We start from the raw sequence: 19,426 nt of genomic DNA, 5'->3' as shown, positions 1-19,426 counted from the left end.
CTCCTTAATGTTTATTCGGTTTATTTTGTTGAGCAAAATGATATAGCGAAAGAAAAACAGGACTCTCAATTTTTTTTGGGTAAGGCTCGAAACCTGTCAACCATAACATCAGATCTGTATCAGCCAATTCCATTATTTTTTCAAAATCCTCAATTTCAATAATTGTCATTGCTGGTACATTCATCATCGCAAACTGACCGATGATTAAGTCAGCCTCGAAGGTACCTCTATGAGTTGCACGATAAATCAGTCTGCGTTTTCGTGACTCAAGTGAACTTATATTTTCTTTTTGCTCTACCATTTAACATATCCTATACTGATATCTAAATTTAAACAATTCTACACTCTCATAACCAAAATAATCATGAGTCCCCCCTCTATTCCACCTTCCCTTTATCTTTCCATAAAACCTATATTGTCCCCCTTATCCAGTCTTAAAGGTATAGGTCCGAAATTGAGCAAGTTAATGACCCATGCAATTGGTGGTGAGCGAATTATTGATTTACTCTTTCATTTGCCCACTTCAATAATTGACCGACGATATCGCCCCAAATTGCAAAATGCAATCCCTGGAAAAATAGTTACACTTCAAATAGAAATTACCCATATTGAAAAACCCCGTCATCATAAACAACCCTGGCGTATATTTGTTAACGATGGCAGTGCTAAAGCTGAAATGATATTTTTTTCATCGTGGCAAGCAAAAAAACTGACCCTTAATACAATATTTGTTGTTTCAGGTCTTTTAGAAAATAAAAATAACAAACTGATTATAACCAATCCACATTATATTGAACCTATATATAACCAACAGGCCATTCCATTAATTGAACCTGTATGGCCCTTAACAGCAGGCCTTTTCCCAAAAAATCTTTCAAAAGCTTTACGTCTGGCATTAAACCTATGTCCCGAATTGCCCGAATGGATCAATCCTTCCCTTTTACATCAACACCATTGGCCAAGTTTTAAAGAAGCGCTTCACTTACTACATCTTCCAGAAGATTTCTCCACTTTTTTTGAAAATCAAACCTATGAAGCTGTTGAAAGTCGGGCACGTTCCCGTTTGGCATTTGATGAGTTATTCGCGGAACAATTAGCCATTACAAAAATAAAACATACAAATCAGTTAACCACAGGAAAATCCCTGATTGGTGATAATCATCTTATTTGCCACGCTTTACAAAAATTCGGATATTCACTGACATTTTCCCAAAGACAGGCATTCAAAGAAATTCAGACAGATATGGAACGCCCTTATCGCATGCTAAGATTATTACAGGGAGATGTCGGTTCCGGTAAAACCATTATTGCTATAATGGCCGCCTTACAGGCTGTTGAAGCGGGATTCCAAAGTGTTATTATGGCACCCACTGAAATTCTTGCCAGACAACATTATGAAACCTTTATGAAACTTGCTCCTGTTGAAATTTCATTTTTAAGCAGTTCCATAAAAGGAATAGCTCGCAAGGAAACCCTCGATAAAATTAAAACCGGAAAAACAAAAATTGCTATCGGTACACATGCCTTGTTTCAGGAACAAGTTGTTTTTCATAACCTGGCGCTTGTCATTATTGACGAACAACATCGTTTCGGTGTTGAACAACGCATTAGACTGGGAGAAAAGGGGGAAAATACAGATACACTTGTAATGACAGCAACCCCTATTCCAAGAACCCTTTTACTGACAAGATGGGGAGAATTGCAGGTCAGTCGTCTTACAGAAAAACCTGCAAATCGGAAACCTATCCATACCACGCTGCATGCATTAAGCAAAATTGATAAAATCTTGGAGGGTATCAAAAGAGCCATTCAAAAAGGTTGTCAAATATTCTGGGTCTGTCCTCTAGTTGAAGAAAGCGAAGTTATGGATCTGGCTGCAGTCAAAGATCGTTACATAAGACTACAGCATTATTTTGGTATCGAGAATGTAGGCCTAGCGCATGGCCAACAAGATACCGGCGAAAGACAAGCTGAACTTGATAAATTTGCACAGAATAAAACCAAAATACTAGTTGCCACCACAGTCATCGAGGTTGGCGTCAATATTCCCAATGCTAATATCATGGTTATTGAACATGCAGAACGTTTTGGTCTTGCACAATTGCATCAATTACGTGGGCGTGTTGGAAGAGGAGAAAAACAGTCATACTGTCTTCTTTTACATGATGATAAAATTAGTTATATAGCGAAAAAAAGATTATCCCTCATACGCGACACAGAGAATGGCTTCCTGATAGCTGATGAGGATTTCAGGATACGGGGCGGCGGAGAGGTAACAGGTCGTAGACAATCCGGTTTACCCAATTTTAAAATGGTCAATGAAATCATGTTGGATCATTGGATTAATACAGCCTGGAAAGCTGCTGAATACTGGTATAACAAAGAGGCTCAGGCCTCCATTAATGAAAAAACGTCAATACAAGTTTTACTCATGTTATTTGAAAAAAATAATATTCAAAACCTTATCAAAGCAGGATGATTTCCAGAATAGCATCACAGTAATAAAACAAAACAATTTTCAATAAATAATAATTTGTAATTCAAAAAATCTGAAGAAACATCATTTTAAGATAATTAAATTAACATAAATTTATTCTTCAATTATTGAAATAATTTCATATTTAATTTGCCACAAATCAATAATGTTATAACATATTGACAAATATTTCCTTTCTCTTTTTTATATTTTCATTTATTTCAAAAAAATTAAAGTTTCATATAATGATTTCAAATAATTTAATTTTAAAACAAGATTTCCGTTCATTTGAAAAAATATCAAAGCAAAAAAAAATTTGTATTTCATTCCCTGCCATTTTATCTCTTCCCAAAAATTTTAATACTATAACAGGTAAAAGGGATTTCATGCGAGGGTTGTCTTATTATAACGTAAGATCAAATCCTAAAAATAATGATCAAATAACTTTACCTCTTACGTATTTGACTCTATTTACTCTTAAAAACGCATATTTTATCGTTTTCCCGGGACTGGACGGAGTAATCGTAACATCCGAAGGATATATCGTTGATGAACCTTCTTGTTTTTTAATGAAACAACAATTGCCACCCAGTGAAAATCATTCTGGCTTTTTATTTCCAGACATTGAACAAAAGTCCAGTTTAGATAATGTTTTTGTGGGTTTTGATGCTGCTTGCTTTAATTATTATCATTGGTTATTGTATGGAATCTCCAAAACACAATTAGCCAATTCCATATTGTCACCTGATACAATTCTTGCCTTACCATCTGAACATAGCCTATTCGACAATCGGCAATGTGCTTTCTCACCAACAACTTATGTTCAAAGCCTTGAATATAGTGGATTGATTAATCGTGCCACTTTTATGAATTATGGTATTTACCCTGTAAAAAATCTGCATTTTTTCTGGCATAATCCCCTGATGCCGGAATTATATCTAACATTTGATGAAATTTATACCTTATTCGATACAATCCAGCCCCCTGTCAATGCTTCATTACCCAAACGTTTTTACATTTCAAGGGAGCATCATCCAAATCCTCGAATTAGTTTTGATGAACAGCGTATTATTGATAAAGTTTTGAATGAAAAATCAATTGAAAAAGTATTTCTTGAAAACATGGATTTTGCTGCACAAGTCAATCTTTTTCGTCAGGCTGATCTGATTATCGCCCCTCATGGTGCAGCTTTAGCAAATATGGTCTTTGCAAAAAAAGATACAGCTCTATTGGAGTTAAATAGAAAACTGGATAACCAAAATCATCTGCGTAATTGTTTCTATCTTCTTACCGCAGTTAAAAAGCAACGTTATGGTTGCATAAATTTAAGTGATCAACCTTTAACAGAAAATGATTTATCCAGTGCTATAAATCAATTGATAAATTAGAATTCCTTCATCTGATCATTAAATGCAATACTAACAAACAAAGATCAAGGTAAGGTAAATTACGAGATATTATAATATTTTAACAGTTCACCCTTTAGGAAAAATCTTTTCCGTAGTTTAATAAATCCCCCCAATGATTAATAAACTTAATATCTTCAATTATGATTCAGTTTTCAGATATCGCATAAGCAACGCATATTCGAGAGAAAGATTTTTCTGGACAGGAATATAGACAATATGACTATTTCCTGGTGCAATTTTAATGGCTTCCCCTTTCGTATTTTCCATTTTTTCTAAAGTAAAGCTAACATTTCCGCCAGGAGTCATTATTTCTAGTTGATCACCAATTTCAAAACGGTTTTTAACCGCGATTTCGGCAAGACCATCCCTGAAATTACCAGTGAATTCACCAGCAAATTGCTGTTTCACAGAAATTGATGAGCCTGTTTCATAATTTTGATATTCATTATGTTTATGTCGACGTAAAAAACCTTCAGTATATCCACGATGAGCCAGGGATTCCAAACTTGTCATCAAGTTCATATCAAATGGCCGACCTGCCAAGGCATCGTCAATTGCCTTGCGATATATTTGAGCAGTACGGGCACAATAATAATGAGATTTTGTTCTCCCTTCAATTTTAAGGGAATAAACACCAATATTAACCAACTTTTCAACATGCTGGATTGCTCTCAGATCCTTTGAGTTCATGATATAAGTGCCATGTTCATCCTCAAAGGCTGTCATCTCCTCATCAGGGCGTTTTTCTTCGCGCAGAATGAAAACTTTATCCGTTGTCTCCCCTTCACCCAAGGTTGGTGGAACATCATCAGATTGACAACATGTTTCAGATTGGTTTTTATTGACAATTTCTCCCAATTCATTTTCAGTTGCCTCTTCAACATCATATTTCCAGCGACAAGAGTTTGTACATGTTCCCTGATTGGCATCACGGTGATTAATATATCCCGACAATAGACACCGACCTGAATAAGCCATGCAAAGGGCCCCATGCACAAATACCTCCAATTCGATATCTGGAACATGTTGATGAATTTCTTCAATTTCCTTGAGGGAAAGCTCACGTGACAAGATAACCCGTGTTAATCCCATCTCTTTCCAAAATTTAACCGTGGCCCAATTAACAGCATTGGCCTGGACGGATAAATGTATGGCCATTTGAGGAAAATGTTGCCTCACCATCATAATTAGTCCAGGGTCAGACATGATCAAAGCATCAGGTCCCATGGTGACAACAGGCTCCAAATCTTTGATAAATGTCTTTAACTTTGCATTATGAGGTGCAATATTAACCACCACATAGAAAGATTTTCCTTGAGCATGTGCCTCATCAATACCGATTTTAAGATTTTGGTGATTAAATTCATTATTGCGAACTCGCAGACTGTAACGTGGCTGTCCTGCATAGACCGCGTCTGCACCGTATGCGAATGCATATCGCATGGCCTTTAACGTGCCAGCTGGACTTAAAAGTTCTGTTTTCAAAGATTGACGCATAACAAGGTAAAACTTTAATGAAACAAAAAAGCCTTTTTAACAAGGCCAAGAAATTTTTCAACCTTTTAAAAAAGCTATATGCAGATAAAATTATTTATCTTCATAATTTAATTTATCTAGGCAAGAGAACATGCCTCCGTTAACCGTCTGACCACTCTTTCTCGCCCAATCAGCGGTAAAAGCCCTCTCATCTCCGGCCCTTTATCCTCTCGTGTTAATGCCAGACGCAATGGATGAAAAAGAGATTTTCCCTTTCGACCACTAACCTCTTTCAAAATATTGGTCCATTGGCTCCAGGTCTCTTGTCCCCAAGGTTCAGTTGGCAAACATTCCAAGGCCAGATGAAGATATGATTTATCTTCATCCGCAACTTCAGAAATAATATCCTCATGAACCAAATCCCACCAATATCGCGTTTCAGACAATATATCGATATTGGGTCGGACAATATTCCAGAATTCTTCTGTAACAGCTTCAGGCAATCGATCTCTGACTTCTGAAAATTCCATTGTATGCAAACACTTTTTATTCAATGCCAACATTTGTTGAATATCGAACCTTGCTGGTGAACGCGAATATGAGGATAAATCATAATCCTTTGCCAATTCGTCAACAGACAACAATTGTGGATCTCTTGATGTCCCCAATCTTGCCAGATAGGAAACCACAGCTTTTGCCTCCAATCCATCCTCGCGTAATCGGCGCAAGGAGATACTTCCCAATCGTTTTGAAAGCTTACCCCCATCCTCGTCAAGCAGTAACGGTAGATGTGCAAACTGGATGGTATTTGGATGATCAGTCAATGCCTCAATCAAATCCAGTTGAACACCTGTATTTGTCACATGATCCTCACCCCGGATAATATGCGTAATGCCACTTTCAAGATCATCGACAACTGATGCCAAAGTATATAAAACGGTACCATCCGCCTTGATCATGACTGGATCGGAAATGGAGGATAATTTGACGTGACAGTCACCCATAACCAAGTCTTTCCATTTCATTTCACGCCCAGAAAGCATGAAGCGCCAATGAGGTTTTTTTCCGTTTGCCTCTGCTTCTTCTCGTTGTTCAGACGTAAGCTTAAGCATTGCCCGATCATAAATAGGAGGCTTATTTTGCCGACGACGCAACTCTCTCTTAAAATCAAGCTCCTGTTTAGTTTCAAAGCATGGATACAGACGCCCGGACTGTTTTAATTTTTCTATTGCCAATTGATAACGATCCATACGTTCAGATTGACGCATGAATTCATCCCAGCCAATCCCAAACCATTTTAATGCCTGATATATTTCCCGAACATATTCCTCCTTGGAGCGTTCAACATCCGTATCATCAATACGCAACATAAAGGTTCCACCATGATGACGGGCATAAAGTGCATTAGCAACTGCTAGACGGGCATTTCCTACATGCATTAAACCAGTAGGACTTGGGGCAAAACGTAATTTCATAATCTGTACTTGTATTTTAATTAACAAAGAAAACTTATATTATTTGTCGTCTTCAGGAAAATCATCCTCTTCCACCAAACGACGTGGATCAAGCGCACGCCAGTCCCTTTCCATTGGCGTAGCAACATTTTCAATAAACATCATAATGGAATCCGAAGAATCCCAATTCTCTTTTTCTTGTGAATCAACAACTTTCGCATCTTCTCCAAAAGCTGACCAAGCATCAAAGATTTCCTGTCGTGAAGCTCCTGGAATACGGCATCTTTCAACACTGTCCCGAACATAAGTTTTGGCGAATGCATTGGCATGTTCCAAACTGTAAAAACCGGCAACCACTTCAGTGACCTTATTTTTTTGCTCACTCGAAAGATCAAAGATCTGTACATTATATTCTCTCTTGTCTTCTTTGTTCTGATCTTCTTGATTTTGCAAATTATTTACCCCATTCATATATTATAAATTATCATATTCCCAAGTTAGGCATATACTGTCGGGCAAGATTAATCAAAAATTCCCGACCTTTTTTAACCAAAGGTTTGCCATTATAGGCAATAATATCGGCAGTTGCATATGTTTCATTCCATAAAACAGGAATGAATGAACCGGTCCCGACAATATCAACCGGGGCTCTTGCTTCAGAAATGATACGACATTTCTCGATATCAAACCCCGATGAGGCAATGATCTTAACCCTATCAAATCCGGCCTCATCAAGTTTTTTACGCATATACCATATTGCAGCCGCAGAGACACCTGTTCCTGCCAGATATGTCAATTCTTTTTCGGAACAATAGCGTTGAATTGTTTCAGGAGCATATCGCATTAACAGTTCATATGATGACTGTCTATTCAGTCCTTCAATGTATCGTCCACCATGAGTATCCAAGCGTAGCAAAACTTTACCCTGGGCCGCCAATTCTGGAAAAGCCTTGCAAACCGCCAATCCATCCGTAATTTCTTGACCAAAGTAATCAACCAATACACCAAGTTCCTGATCTGGAAACTGCCCATGAAACATTTCAGCAGCTTTAAGGGTTGAACCGGCATAACCGATCAAGGCATGCGGCATTGTTCCAAGTCCATGATGTAATCCATAAAATTTTGAGGTTATCGTACTCGCAGTCCCGATAAATCCTTTCGCTCCGTTCTTTTTTTGTGCTGCCTTGCTACCAACCCATGCAGCATACTCCACCAACTCCTGCATTTCATAACCGGCACAATGTCGCGCATCCATCGCGATGAAGCTTGTATCTGGCAAAAGTTGGGTCATCTGAAACGCATTGCAGGCGGCAACACAACAGGCGCCGAGTTTTTGCAATAATATGGTTTCCAGTGTGACAAGCTGTTTAAAGGATCCCTTTAAGTATAGTATCGGCAACCCTGCTCCAACCCATTCCCCTTCTGGAAATGCCAGTTTATAACTGGCATTAATTTTTTCCCTTGCGATAATATGCTCTAGCCATTCAAGAGCAATACGAGGTGCAGAAATTACAGGACGTCGTAAAAAAACGGCATAGACAACTTCTGTATCCCCATATTGCTCGATTATTTTCTGTGTACGAACAAAATACATATCCGTACGATTTAATATTTCCTCATTATTACCAGGTACTGTCACAGCCAAGGTAGATGACAGAATTTTATCCACGTTCTTTTTCTCTAATCCATCAGTCATCCATTTGACTTTCAATAATATTACAAAACAATATTCCTGTTAATGAGCCGCAAAATTTCTTTTGGTCAACTCATCAGCAAGCAGAAAAGCGATTTCCAAAGACTGTTCAGCATTTAAACGAGGATCACAAAATGTCTGGTATCGTTTTGCAAGATCAGACTCCTTTAGATGATGGGCTCCACCGATACATTCCGTAACATTTGTTCCGGTCATTTCAACATGAATACCACCCGGAATGGCATTTGAAGAAGTCATTACATCAAAAAAACCTATAACTTCAGCAAGTATTGAATCAAATGAACGTGTCTTGACCCCGTTACTTGTTGAAATCGTGTTCCCATGCATTGGATCGCAAAGCCATGTAACAATATGGCCAGAATCTTTAATCCCCTGAACTATCTTGGGCAAATAATCCCTAACTTTTGCAGCCCCCATGCGACTGATCAGAGAAATACGTCCCGGTTCATTGTTTGGATTCAAAATATCCAACAATTTTAATAAATCCTCCAAATCGGCAGATGGACCAACCTTGATACCAACCGGATTTTTAACGCCTCGCAAAAATTCAACGTGCGCACCATCAGGTTGGCGTGTTCTATCACCTATCCATAAAAAATGCGCCGAACAATTGTACCAGTCATCGGATGTTGAATCAATTCGTGTCAAAGCCTGTTCATAGGGCAATAATAAGGCTTCATGAGATGTGTAAAATTCTGTTTCATGAATTTGCGGCGTATTTTGTGATGTCAAGCCACAAGCTTTCATAAACGCTAGAGTTTCATCTATTCGATTGGCCAATTTGTTGTATTGTTTTGCCAGAGGCAGGCGCTTGACAAAATCCAGATTCCAGCGATGGACTTCATTTAGATTAGCATAGCCACCATTTGCAAATGCACGGATCAAATTCAAGGTCCCAGCTGACTGGAAATAGGCAATTTCCATTCTTCTCGGGTCTGGAGTACGGGCCTCTTTCGTAAATTCAGCTCCATTGATAATTTCACCACGGTATGATAAAAGACTCATACCGTTCTTATTTTCATGTGATGAAGAGCGTGGTTTGGCAAATTGACCTGCAATGCGACCAATTTTTACAACAGGAACTTTTGCTCCAAACGTCAGGACGACAGCCATTTGAAGAATAACCCTGAACATATCCCGAATGATATCAGCCGTAAATTCCTCAAAATTTTCAGCGCAAGGCCCACCCTGTAATACAAATGCCTTACCTTCCGCTGCTGCTGCCAATTGCTGTTTCAGTTTACGCGTCTCACCTGCAAAAACCAAAGGTGGATATTGGAATAATTTATCTTCGATTAATTTCAATACGGATTGATCTGGATATTCTGGCACCTGTTTAATTGGAAATGAACGCCAAGAATCTGGTGTCCAGTTCTTATTTACATTAGCATCAGACAATATCTTACTATCCATTGTAAATCCTGTTTCAATAAAAGCTTAAATTACAAATATTTTATCTAATATTTTACATTCAAACATACAATAACATTTTCCTAAAAAAACATATTATTTATCTTTTGATATAAAAAATTAACCATATTTATAAAATAATTAACCAGCAGCTTTAATATTGTATGGTGTTTCATATAATATACTCTATACAGATACACGATTTTTATATAAAACTTTCCTTAAATATATTTGACCTTGAACGAATGGGAACAATAGTTAATGATGATTTTCTCTCGCCGGGCTTTTCTTGCCAGCTTAACTGCATTTATCCTTTATTCGGGTATTCCGCAAGAAACTAAAGCCGCCTCAACCGTTCAAACTATTCGTGTCGGTATCATTAGTGGTCCTGAAGAGGAACTGGCCCTTACCGCCAAGGAAGTTGCAAAAACAAAAAACATTGATATTCAACTGGTCAATTTTGACGATTACAATATTCCAAATGAAGCGCTTGTTGGTAAAGATATTGATGCCAACGCTTTCCAAACAGTTCCATTCATGGATGCGCAAATTCAGGCAAGAAATTATAAATTGGCCGTTCTTGGAAAAACATGGGCGGAACCACTGGGTTTTTACTCACATAAAATCAGATCCATCCGTGATCTTCCTGACCAAGCAAAAATCGCCATTCCCAATGATCCTTCCAATCAAGGCAGGGCTCTTAATCTTCTAGTGAAAGCCAATCTCATCCAATTACGGCAGAATGCTCCGGCATTACCTAGACTTGGGGATGTCATCAGTAATCCACATCATTTTCAGCTTATTGATCTTGACGCCGCCCAGTTATCCCGTGCCCTAGATGATGTCACAATGGCCGCGGTCAATACGAATTTCGTCATACCGGCCGGGATCAATCCAAAATCTGCTTTACTTAGAGAGGATATTAAAGACAGTCCTTATGACAATATCTTGGTTGTGCGTAAAGGGGATGAAAACCGCCCTGAAATGAAATTGTTGCTGGAGAGTTTTCAATCCGATGCCGTGAAAAAGGCAATGGAAGATAAATTTCACGGCGCTATATTGCCTGCATGGTGACACATTCTTTTCCTCAATGCAGTTTAATTGATAAAAATTTATGACTTCAGATTTACCCGTTATTGAATTTGACAATGTATGCAGAAATTTTGGCAATCATGCCGCATTATCCAACCTTACTTTCTCTATTCAAAAAGGAGAAATAGTTGGAATTATCGGACACTCTGGAGCAGGAAAAACAACCCTGTTACGATGTTTGGCGGGGCTGGAAAAACCAACAAGTGGCAAGGTCAAGATTGAAGGAAAAGATATAGCCCATTTGCCTGAAAAGGCTCTTATTCCATTAAGACAGCGAATTGGTCTGGTTTTTCAGCATTTTAATCTACTTAATTCTAAAAATGTTTTAAATAATATTGCCCTTCCCTTGAAAATTGCAGGGATTCCCAAAGCCAAGCGAATTGAGAAAGCAAAAGAATTGCTCGAACTGGTTGGCATTCCTGACAAGGCCCTCAATTATCCAGCCCAGTTATCGGGGGGGCAAAAACAACGTGTTGGAATAGCAAGAGCCCTGGCAGCCAATCCCGCCCTTTTGTTATGTGATGAGGCAACCTCTGCCCTTGACCCAGAAACGACACGTTCAATAATTGAACTTTTATTACGAATTAATCAGAAACTAAAACTTACAATTGTTTTGATCACTCATGAAATGAGTGTTATCCGCCTTTTAGCGGATCGAGTTTTTGTTCTGCAAAAAGGTAAAATCATCGAGGAGGGAGCAGTCGGTCAAGTTTTTGCTCATCCGCAATCGGAAACAACCCAACAATTATTGCAAGAGGAACAGCCTGCCCTTCCCCAAAGTATATCGCAAAATATTCATCCCAACCCTGACAGGAATGACCATGCCATTCTACATGTCGTCATGATGGGCAAGGTTGTAAGAGATCCCTTAATAGCTAATCTTCAAAAAGATTATCAAATTTCCGCAGTACTGTTGGAAGGAAACATAACCCATATACGTGAAACACCAATTGGCACGACATTTCTTGCCGTTCCTGCGGATCAATGGCAACAAACAATAACAGCTCTTACAAGCATGGGTGTTGAGACAGTTGAAAAGGTCGGTTATGTCCGTCTTTAATCTTGATCAAATGAATAATTTCATAAGTCAGTACTCTCATATTTCAACATATCAACTTGAGCAGTTATATATTGCTATTGGCCAGACATTGGAAATGACTCTAGCTTGTGGTTTGCTAACCTTGACAGGTGGATTACCTCTCGCCCTTTTCCTGGTTATCACCGCACCTGACGGTTTAAGGCCCGCACCGATATGTAATCGATCGATTGGATTCGTTATTAATATATTCCGATCCATTCCTTTTATAATATTGCTGGTGGCCCTAATTCCCGTAACGCGATTTCTTGTTGGAACCGCTATTGGCACGGCTGCAGCAATTGTTCCGTTAACTATTGCAACTATTCCCTATTTTACCAGAATAGCGGAAGTTTCCCTTAAGGAAGTCGACCGTAATCTTATTGAGGCAGTTAAAGCGATGGGAGGAAGCAATTTTACAATTATTAGAGAGGTTCTATTGCCTGAAGCTTTACCGGGACTCATTTCCGGTTTTACCGTGACTCTAATCCTGATTATTGGAATATCCGCCATGGCTGGGACCATTGGGGCAGGTGGATTGGGTCATTATGCTATACAATATGGATATCAACAATTCAGATCGGATATTATGGGAATTGTAATTGTTATATTGGTGCTCATGATTTCAGGAATTCAATGGTTGGGAGATTATCTTGCAGGAAAATATAATCACCGTTAATCCTTAGATAAAATTAAAATTACTGATATTTCTGAAATCATCAAATATGTTTTTATTTCATTTTATGTTATAGATTGAAGAATAAACCCATCCATTTCATCACGGGCTTAACTTTTCAAATTTGGTATATTATATCAAGAACGTAAATTATAAATCTATATCAGCTATTTTTTAGAGCCATAAAGGATAAATTATAATGAATTGGTTTAAAACTGGATTGTATACAGTTTTACTTTCTACGACTTTACTATCTGTCAAAACTTATGCACAAGTTACGCCAATCAATCAAGAAGAAAGCGGAACTTTACCAGGCTTATCCAAACAATCCGTTCAAATGAAATCCCAGGAAGCTGAAAAAGGGGGTGAACATATTACCGTTCGAGGACACCGTGAACCACCTCCCGGTTATACCTATGCACCTTCCATGAACATGCAAAATGGACCAGATCCCGAGCATCAACAAGCTTTGGCTGAATCGAAAGACAAGGTAAGTGGTGCCAATCTTTCAAAATATGGTACAGCGTATCAGGAAAGTGGCCCAATGGGACAGGGGAAATTAGGAGATTCAACAGGAAATGGATGGTTAACCCCCCGATAATCAAACTTTTAATTTTGTTTATCTGTAACCCTTGCAACCTGACGAAGGGTTACAATTTCCTCCGCAGAGGTTGGATGAATACCGATTGTTTCATCAAAAACTGCCTTGGTTAAACCTGCCGCAACTGCAACTGAAAATCCTTGCAGCATTTCTGGTGCGTCATCTCCGACAATATGAAGTCCAACAACCTTTTGCGACGATTGATCAACGATCATTTTAATAAAGGTTTTAACCTTACGTTCCGTTAAACTATAGCGCATTGATGTAAAATTGGAGATATAGATATCAACTGCTCCTTTTAGCGCAGCCTCATCTTCAGTTAAACCAATGCTTCCAATTGGTGGATTAAAAAATACAGCCTTTGGAATGTAGTCATAGTTACTTTTACGAATTTTATTTCCGAATAAACGATCAGCCAGGGCATGTCCTTGAGCAATGGCTACAGGAGTAAGATTAACAAAATCTATCACATCACCGATGGCATAAATATGGGGAATTCGAGTTTCAAAATCTTCATTAACAATGATTTCCCCCTTTTTCCCCTTTTCAATCCCAATTTTTTCAAGATTTAATCCTGACAAATTGGGATGCCGACCAGTGGCAAAAAATACACAATCTGTTTGCACCACTTCTCCGTTATCAAGATAAAGATGATATTGCTCACCTTGTTTAATAATCTTTTTTGGATGGGCTTTGACATGTTGAATAATATCCTTACGCTGTTCAATCGCATCATAGACAGCCTGACGTATATCCTGATCAAATCCTCTGAGGGGAACAGGTTGACGATAGACCAAATCCACATATGAACCCAGTCCGGCAAATATGCCGGCAAACTCAAGTGCAATATATCCAGATCCAATGATGGCAATATTTTCCGGACGTTTTGACAAATAAAAAGCTTCATCTGAAGTAATGGCGTATTCATTTCCTTCAATATCAAGTTTCGTGGGTGATGAGCCTGTTGCAATAACAATATGCTTGCCTGTAATAAATTTATCTTCTGCTTTTTCATCAGATAATACAGAAGATGAAATTTTAAGAGTATGATCATCTTTGAAAGAGGCATGACCTGTAAATAGAATCACTCCCGCCCTTTCCAACATGGAAATATAAATATTATTTAACCGTTTTATTTCCTTGTTTTTTGCCTCAATAAATTCAGGCCAATGATGGTGTCCGGGAACCGTATCCCATCCATATCCATGACTATCTTTGACCTGATTGTTAAAATTGCTTGCATAAACCATAAGCTTTTTTGGTACACAGCCAATATTTACGCAGGTACCACCCCAATATTGTTTTTCAACAACCGCAACACGGGCACCATGGGAAGCTGCAATACGGGCACAGCGAACACCGCCTGAACCTGCTCCTATAACAATAAGGTCAAAGTCGTATTTCATGAATTATTGCTCCGCAAATGCTTTTTCAATTACAAAGGAACCAGGTGATGAACCGTTACCTTCTACAAAACCTCTTTTTTCAAGAATTGACTTGGTTTCCGCCAACATTTCTGGAGAACCGCAAATCATAGCACGATCATGTTCGGGATTCATAACAGGTAAATTAATATCAGAAAACAGTTTCTCATTTTCAATCAGGGTCGTGATACGATCTCTTACAGGAAATTCCTCACGAGTAACTGTAGGATAATAAACCAGTTTTTCTTTCACATATTCTCCCAGAAATTCATTATTTGGCAAATCATTTAAAATATAATTATGATAAGCCAGTTCCCCTTTGATGCGTACAGTATGGGTCAGGACCACTTTTTCAAAATTCTCGTATACCTCTGGATCACGAATAAGGCTCATGAAAGGTGCCAATCCGGTTCCCGTTGAAAAGAAATATAAGTTTCGACCGGGTTTCAAATTAGGAAGCACCAGGGTTCCCGTTGGTTTACGTCCAATAAGAACCGTATCGCCGACCTTCATATGACATAAACGTGAAGTCAAGGGACCATCAGGAACCTTGATTGACAGAAATTCAAGATGTTCTTCATAATTAGCGCTTGCAACACTATAAGCTCGCAATAAAGGTTTGCCATTTACCTCGATTCCGATCATGCAAAATTGACCATTTTCAAATCTTAAACTTGAGGTGCGCGTACAAGTGAAAGAAAAAAGACGGTCCGTCCAATGATGAACAGATAAAACCTTTTCAGCATTTAAGTGACTATATTCTTTAGAGGGCGGGGAAAGACGAAAAGAATCATCAATCATCACTGATTCTGTCATTATTTACTAATCTCCTGCAATATTGGTCAATTTATATGAAATTTATCTTATATATTGAAACCCAATTCGTCATTTTTAAAAAATTACCGTGTTTAAAATTATCTCTAATAAGAAAATACTGATAAAATTTTTTGATTCAATCTTATTTAATAAATTTTTTCAAATTATACATAAATATAAGGCATTAAAATAAAAAAACTTATATTATAAGTACAATATGTTGCGAAAAACCTATATTATCTTTTATCTTGTATTCTAGATATGTACTAAATAATAAAATTCAATTTTTTAATCTGTTAAATCATATGAACTCATCCCCTGCTGAACTTGCCCTTTGCAAAGTCTTACAAGAAACCCGGCTAGATATTACGCCTCAAGAGGAAAATCGTCTAAAAAAACTCATTGAACGTCAATTTGAAACTGACTCTGACACGATTGCACCAGCAAATTTTATAAAACTTCTCTGTAATATTCGTAGAAAGGGATGGGCCAAAAAATTAACCCAGCTTGTCCAACAAAAAAAATATGTTTGGGTTCAACCCGAAGATATTGCATGGGCGGTTTCGTTTATTCACACACCTGAACCCAATGAAACTAATTTTGAAAATGTATTGCGGCTTGCCCTAGGAAACCGTTTGAAACAATCAAGCGGCAATGCCCATGAGGCAATTCAGAATTTACAGCTTGAAATCAATAATGTCTCAGCTAGAACATTTGATAATGAACAATTGACAATTATGGCAGATACCGTTGCCATGGCTTTTGATATACAGGATAAAGATAGTTTTATTGATCAGATTTTGACAGATTATAAGATCAATAAAGAAAAAGATGAACAGTTACTACAAACAGCCAAGGCCCGTAAGAAACAGGAGATAAAACGACAAAGGGAATGGGAAAGTAGCCTTGTAAGCTTCAAGGATATACCTGCAATATTGCATTGCTCGTTCAGGGATGCCCTAAAATGGATTGGACAGAACAGAATTCCAATTGCCCAGAAAATAAAGAAACGCGGAAAAGATATTTGGAAATTTGATCCTGTTGAATTGAGAAAATTACGCAATCAAATTTCAAGTTGGATCGAAGAAGTCCCTAAGGGAAAAAAGGGTAAATATATAAACCTTGGTGATCTCAATATCAAAAACAAGGTATTGGCCAATGTAGCGGCAATGGATCGATATGCAGGGCATTTTATAACAGCCCGCTCCCTGAAAAGACATATCACCATTGTGACTGGACCAACCAACAGTGGAAAATCTTATACTGCCTTGGAAACAATGGCTAAAAGTGAGAGTGGAATTGCCCTTGCACCACTACGTTTATTGGCGCATGAATTCAAGGAAGCCCTGGCGGAACGTGATATTGAGGCATCCTTGAAAACGGGTGAGGAGCGCAATATTATCCCTGGAAGCCGTTTTCTGGCAGCTACTGTAGAAATGTGCCCGATGGACAATCCTGTTGATGTGGCATTGATTGATGAGGCGCAAATGCTGACAGATCCTGATCGTGGCGCAGCATGGACGGCTGCAATTATGGGCGTTCCGGCACGCCATGTTTTTGTTCTGGGTTCACCAGAATGTATCCCTATTGTCAAACGCATTGCCAATTTATGTGATGACCCCTGTGACGAGATTATTCTACAAAGAAAAAGTCCCCTTATCACTGCCAGTTCGCCAATCAGGTTATCAAAATTGAGAACGGGTGATGCACTTATCGCCTTTTCAAGAAGAGAGGTTTTGGATCTACGTTCCCTTCTAATGCAGAAAGGTCACCGCGTTGCTGTAATATATGGGGCCTTGAGTCCGGAAGTCAGGCGGGCGGAAGCAAAACGCTTCAATAATGGCGAGGCAGATATTTTAATCGCAACAGACGCTATCGGTATGGGATTAAATTTAGCCATCAAACGTGTTATATTCAGCACGATCTTTAAATTCGATGGTCAAAACAGGCGCCCTCTCACATCCCAGGAAATCAAGCAAATAGGCGGACGTGCAGGTCGATATGGCAAGCATGAAAACGGAATTGTAGGTATTATGGCTGGTGCGGGCGATCCTGCCTTCATCCATCGTAATCTGGAGGCCCCTTCAATCCAGGAAGATGATTTGCGACCCCTGGTGCAACCTGACAGTGATATTGTTCAAGCAATTGCCAATGAAATCAATTCAACGAGTTTATTCGGTGTATTGACACGCTTGAAACGGGCTGTTTTACGTCCTGATGATCCCAATTATAGATTGGCAAAAATGGAGGAAACATTCGCGATTGCATCCTCACTGGAGGGAGTGGATGGTCTTTCCCTTAAAGATCGCTGGACATATTCAACATGTCCGGTCGATGACCGTGACAATGGCATTCAACGGCTTACCCATTGGGCAGCGGATCATGCTGCCGGCAAAACCATATCCGCCCCTGGATCTGGAAAACTACCGAATCCAGTCCAGGCATCCCGACGCGAACTTGAACGCGCTGAAAAAATGCATAAACGCCTGGTAAGTTGGCGCTGGCTATCCTTGCGTTTTCCCGATTTTTACCCAGATCTGGAAAATGCCGAGAAAAATACGAAGAAATTAAATGAATGGATTGAATCAGTCCTTCGCCAAAAACGCAGGAAGATTGAATTGTAATTAAATTCATGTGAATAATTTATTAACTGTTTTGAAAATATTTTCAAATCGATCTAAAGTTTCCTTTGATAAATTATTACAAAATGCAGGGTCGGTTGAAAATTGATAAGCGGGTTTATAATGATTAAATCTATTTTCATGCATAAGGTTATTCACCTGTTTTATAATACCTTCTATTTTCTTATCTAAATCTTCTATTTCAATCTTTTTTACTGGAAATGTCTTGTTAAATAATTGTAAATACTCCTGAGGTTCAAAAATATCCTCGATATCTGCTTTTTGTCTGTTCTCCAAAAATTCGTGAAAAAATTTTATATTCTTTAACGGAATAATTTTTTCTTGGTGCATTTTATCTAATTTTACTTTGGCTTTTTGATCCTCAAATGAATCTAATAAACAAACCATTTTTAATTTAGAACCACGTAATAAAGAAATAAAAGTAGCAACTTTGTCCAAACCACCCGTGGGAACAATTGATATATCTTGGGTTAAACCTTCTCGATCTTGTGCTTTTAAAAATTCAGAAAGCGTTTCTAAATATAATAAATCTGATACCCCTTCGACTAATAAATTCTTAGGAGATATAAAAAGGTTTTGAGCGAGATCATATCCTAAAGCAGCCTGTAAAGGGAATAACGTATCTGGATCTTTTTGTTGTATCGTATCTTGGACAACTGATCCCTTATCAATTTTGGAAGCATTATCGAAAACGGTTCTTACTCTGCTTAAACGATCCATTTCGATCATAAAGGGTGAATGCGTTGTATAAATAATTTGATATTTATCTTTTAAGTAATCAAAAAATCTTAATAAATCTGCTTGAGCAGAAGCATGCAAATTTAACCCTGGTTCATCCAAAAGTAAAATATAAGAAGATGAAGGGTCTTCCTGCATTTTTTCAAACCAGACAATGAATGAAAAAAACCAATTAAATCCTTTGCTACGATTATGTAAAGGTAAAGTCATTCGAGTTTTTAAATTTCTAACCCGTAATTTAAGATAATGAGCAACGATTGTATAAGACTCTATTTTTTCTTCTGTCCTACCATAAGGCCCATTTACATTAAATGTCTTTGTCGCTTTTTCTTCTTTTGCTTCTATATCTAACAGAATTTCCAAATTATTATTTTGTTTCCAATAATCGAATAATGTATCCGAAATATTAATTGCAGTTGATTC

At 38.1% G+C, this 19,426-nt stretch carries 16 protein-coding genes; 7 read left to right on the top strand and 9 right to left on the bottom strand.

The window, feature by feature from the left end; genetic code table 11:
• Positions 1-4 precede the first annotated feature (4 nt).
• A complete protein-coding gene (locus U0839_RS04170) occupies positions 5-301 on the bottom strand; it encodes a succinate dehydrogenase assembly factor 2 (RefSeq protein WP_155572044.1) in 297 nt (98 codons plus the stop codon).
• A 63-nt stretch (positions 302-364) separates the two neighbouring features.
• Between U0839_RS04170 and recG the strand changes: the two genes are divergently transcribed.
• On the top strand, positions 365-2,479 hold the full coding sequence (gene recG / locus U0839_RS04165; protein ID WP_413550141.1) for an ATP-dependent DNA helicase RecG: 2,115 nt from the start codon (positions 365-367) through the stop codon (positions 2,477-2,479).
• 383 nt (positions 2,480-2,862) lie between these two features.
• Complete coding sequence (locus U0839_RS04160) at positions 2,863-3,864, top strand: glycosyltransferase family 61 protein (protein ID WP_413550139.1); 1,002 nt, start codon at positions 2,863-2,865, stop codon at positions 3,862-3,864.
• Positions 3,865-4,023: 159 nt separating this feature from the next.
• Here the strand turns inward: U0839_RS04160 and yegQ are convergent, their stop codons facing one another.
• The 5 genes from yegQ to U0839_RS04135 all read right to left on the bottom strand — a co-directional run bounded on the left by yegQ (position 4,024) and on the right by U0839_RS04135 (position 9,942).
• Complete coding sequence (yegQ, locus tag U0839_RS04155) at positions 4,024-5,382, bottom strand: tRNA 5-hydroxyuridine modification protein YegQ (RefSeq protein ID WP_413550138.1); 1,359 nt, start codon at positions 5,380-5,382, stop codon at positions 4,024-4,026.
• Between the two features lie 116 nt (positions 5,383-5,498).
• Positions 5,499-6,836 carry a glutamate--tRNA ligase gene (gene gltX, locus U0839_RS04150; protein ID WP_413550137.1) on the bottom strand — a complete coding sequence of 446 codons (1,338 nt, stop codon included), beginning with the start codon at positions 6,834-6,836 and terminating at the stop codon, positions 5,499-5,501.
• 39 nt (positions 6,837-6,875) lie between these two features.
• Positions 6,876-7,268 carry a hypothetical protein gene (locus tag U0839_RS04145; RefSeq protein WP_122124282.1) on the bottom strand — a complete coding sequence of 131 codons (393 nt, stop codon included), beginning with the start codon at positions 7,266-7,268 and terminating at the stop codon, positions 6,876-6,878.
• Between the two features lie 31 nt (positions 7,269-7,299).
• The gene (locus U0839_RS04140) at positions 7,300-8,511 is read right to left on the bottom strand and encodes a nicotinate phosphoribosyltransferase (protein WP_370533600.1); all 1,212 of its coding nucleotides are present in this window, start codon (positions 8,509-8,511) and stop codon (positions 7,300-7,302) included.
• A gap of 39 nt (positions 8,512-8,550) precedes the next feature.
• A complete protein-coding gene (locus U0839_RS04135) occupies positions 8,551-9,942 on the bottom strand; it encodes a class II 3-deoxy-7-phosphoheptulonate synthase (protein WP_122123782.1) in 1,392 nt (463 codons plus the stop codon).
• A 258-nt stretch (positions 9,943-10,200) separates the two neighbouring features.
• Here U0839_RS04135 and U0839_RS04130 point away from each other — a divergent pair, with 258 nt between their 5' ends.
• From U0839_RS04130 to U0839_RS04115, 4 genes are all read left to right on the top strand, one after another.
• Complete coding sequence (locus U0839_RS04130) at positions 10,201-11,013, top strand: MetQ/NlpA family ABC transporter substrate-binding protein (protein ID WP_413550135.1); 813 nt, start codon at positions 10,201-10,203, stop codon at positions 11,011-11,013.
• Positions 11,014-11,053: 40 nt separating this feature from the next.
• Positions 11,054-12,091: a methionine ABC transporter ATP-binding protein gene (locus tag U0839_RS04125; protein WP_155565658.1), complete on the top strand. Its 1,038-nt coding sequence runs from the start codon at positions 11,054-11,056 to the stop codon at positions 12,089-12,091.
• Between the two features lie 40 nt (positions 12,092-12,131).
• On the top strand, positions 12,132-12,785 hold the full coding sequence (locus tag U0839_RS04120; protein ID WP_370533611.1) for a methionine ABC transporter permease: 654 nt from the start codon (positions 12,132-12,134) through the stop codon (positions 12,783-12,785).
• 196 nt (positions 12,786-12,981) lie between these two features.
• Positions 12,982-13,383, top strand: coding sequence for a hypothetical protein (locus tag U0839_RS04115; protein WP_110438249.1), 402 nt, complete (start codon positions 12,982-12,984; stop codon positions 13,381-13,383).
• Between the two features lie 8 nt (positions 13,384-13,391).
• Here the strand turns inward: U0839_RS04115 and gorA are convergent, their stop codons facing one another.
• The gene (gene gorA, locus U0839_RS04110; protein ID WP_198184635.1) at positions 13,392-14,789 is read right to left on the bottom strand and encodes a glutathione-disulfide reductase; all 1,398 of its coding nucleotides are present in this window, start codon (positions 14,787-14,789) and stop codon (positions 13,392-13,394) included.
• 3 nt (positions 14,790-14,792) lie between these two features.
• A complete protein-coding gene (locus U0839_RS04105) occupies positions 14,793-15,623 on the bottom strand; it encodes a ferredoxin--NADP reductase (protein ID WP_413550134.1) in 831 nt (276 codons plus the stop codon).
• A 305-nt stretch (positions 15,624-15,928) separates the two neighbouring features.
• Here U0839_RS04105 and U0839_RS04100 point away from each other — a divergent pair, with 305 nt between their 5' ends.
• On the top strand, positions 15,929-18,247 hold the full coding sequence (locus U0839_RS04100) for a helicase-related protein (protein ID WP_413550133.1): 2,319 nt from the start codon (positions 15,929-15,931) through the stop codon (positions 18,245-18,247).
• 6 nt (positions 18,248-18,253) lie between these two features.
• On the opposite strand, the gene U0839_RS04095 is transcribed toward U0839_RS04100, so the two are convergent.
• The coding region (locus U0839_RS04095) for an ATP-dependent nuclease (protein WP_413550132.1) at positions 18,254-19,426 on the bottom strand (1,173 nt) is incomplete at its 5' end.

Source organism: Commensalibacter sp. A3DC, from assembly GCF_047307945.1.
Classification (GTDB): Bacteria; Pseudomonadota; Alphaproteobacteria; order Acetobacterales; family Acetobacteraceae; genus Commensalibacter; species Commensalibacter melissae.
This window is presented reverse-complemented; position numbering and strand designations above follow the sequence as displayed.

What these genes read in the sequence shown, in the direction of transcription:
- U0839_RS04170 (WP_155572044.1), bottom strand. Translation starts at nt 301, where the DNA reads ATGGTAGAGCAAAAAGAAAATATAAGTTCACTTGAGTCACGAAAACGC.
- recG (WP_413550141.1), top strand. Translation starts at nt 365, where the DNA reads ATGAGTCCCCCCTCTATTCCACCTTCCCTTTATCTTTCCATAAAACCT.
- U0839_RS04160 (WP_413550139.1), top strand. Translation starts at nt 2,863, where the DNA reads ATGCGAGGGTTGTCTTATTATAACGTAAGATCAAATCCTAAAAATAAT.
- yegQ (WP_413550138.1), bottom strand. Translation starts at nt 5,382, where the DNA reads ATGCGTCAATCTTTGAAAACAGAACTTTTAAGTCCAGCTGGCACGTTA.
- gltX (WP_413550137.1), bottom strand. Translation starts at nt 6,836, where the DNA reads ATGAAATTACGTTTTGCCCCAAGTCCTACTGGTTTAATGCATGTAGGA.
- U0839_RS04140 (WP_370533600.1), bottom strand. Translation starts at nt 8,511, where the DNA reads ATGACTGATGGATTAGAGAAAAAGAACGTGGATAAAATTCTGTCATCT.
- U0839_RS04135 (WP_122123782.1), bottom strand. Translation starts at nt 9,942, where the DNA reads ATGGATAGTAAGATATTGTCTGATGCTAATGTAAATAAGAACTGGACA.
- U0839_RS04130 (WP_413550135.1), top strand. Translation starts at nt 10,201, where the DNA reads ATGATGATTTTCTCTCGCCGGGCTTTTCTTGCCAGCTTAACTGCATTT.
- U0839_RS04125 (WP_155565658.1), top strand. Translation starts at nt 11,054, where the DNA reads ATGACTTCAGATTTACCCGTTATTGAATTTGACAATGTATGCAGAAAT.
- U0839_RS04115 (WP_110438249.1), top strand. Translation starts at nt 12,982, where the DNA reads ATGAATTGGTTTAAAACTGGATTGTATACAGTTTTACTTTCTACGACT.
- gorA (WP_198184635.1), bottom strand. Translation starts at nt 14,789, where the DNA reads ATGAAATACGACTTTGACCTTATTGTTATAGGAGCAGGTTCAGGCGGT.
- U0839_RS04105 (WP_413550134.1), bottom strand. Translation starts at nt 15,623, where the DNA reads ATGACAGAATCAGTGATGATTGATGATTCTTTTCGTCTTTCCCCGCCC.
- U0839_RS04100 (WP_413550133.1), top strand. Translation starts at nt 15,929, where the DNA reads ATGAACTCATCCCCTGCTGAACTTGCCCTTTGCAAAGTCTTACAAGAA.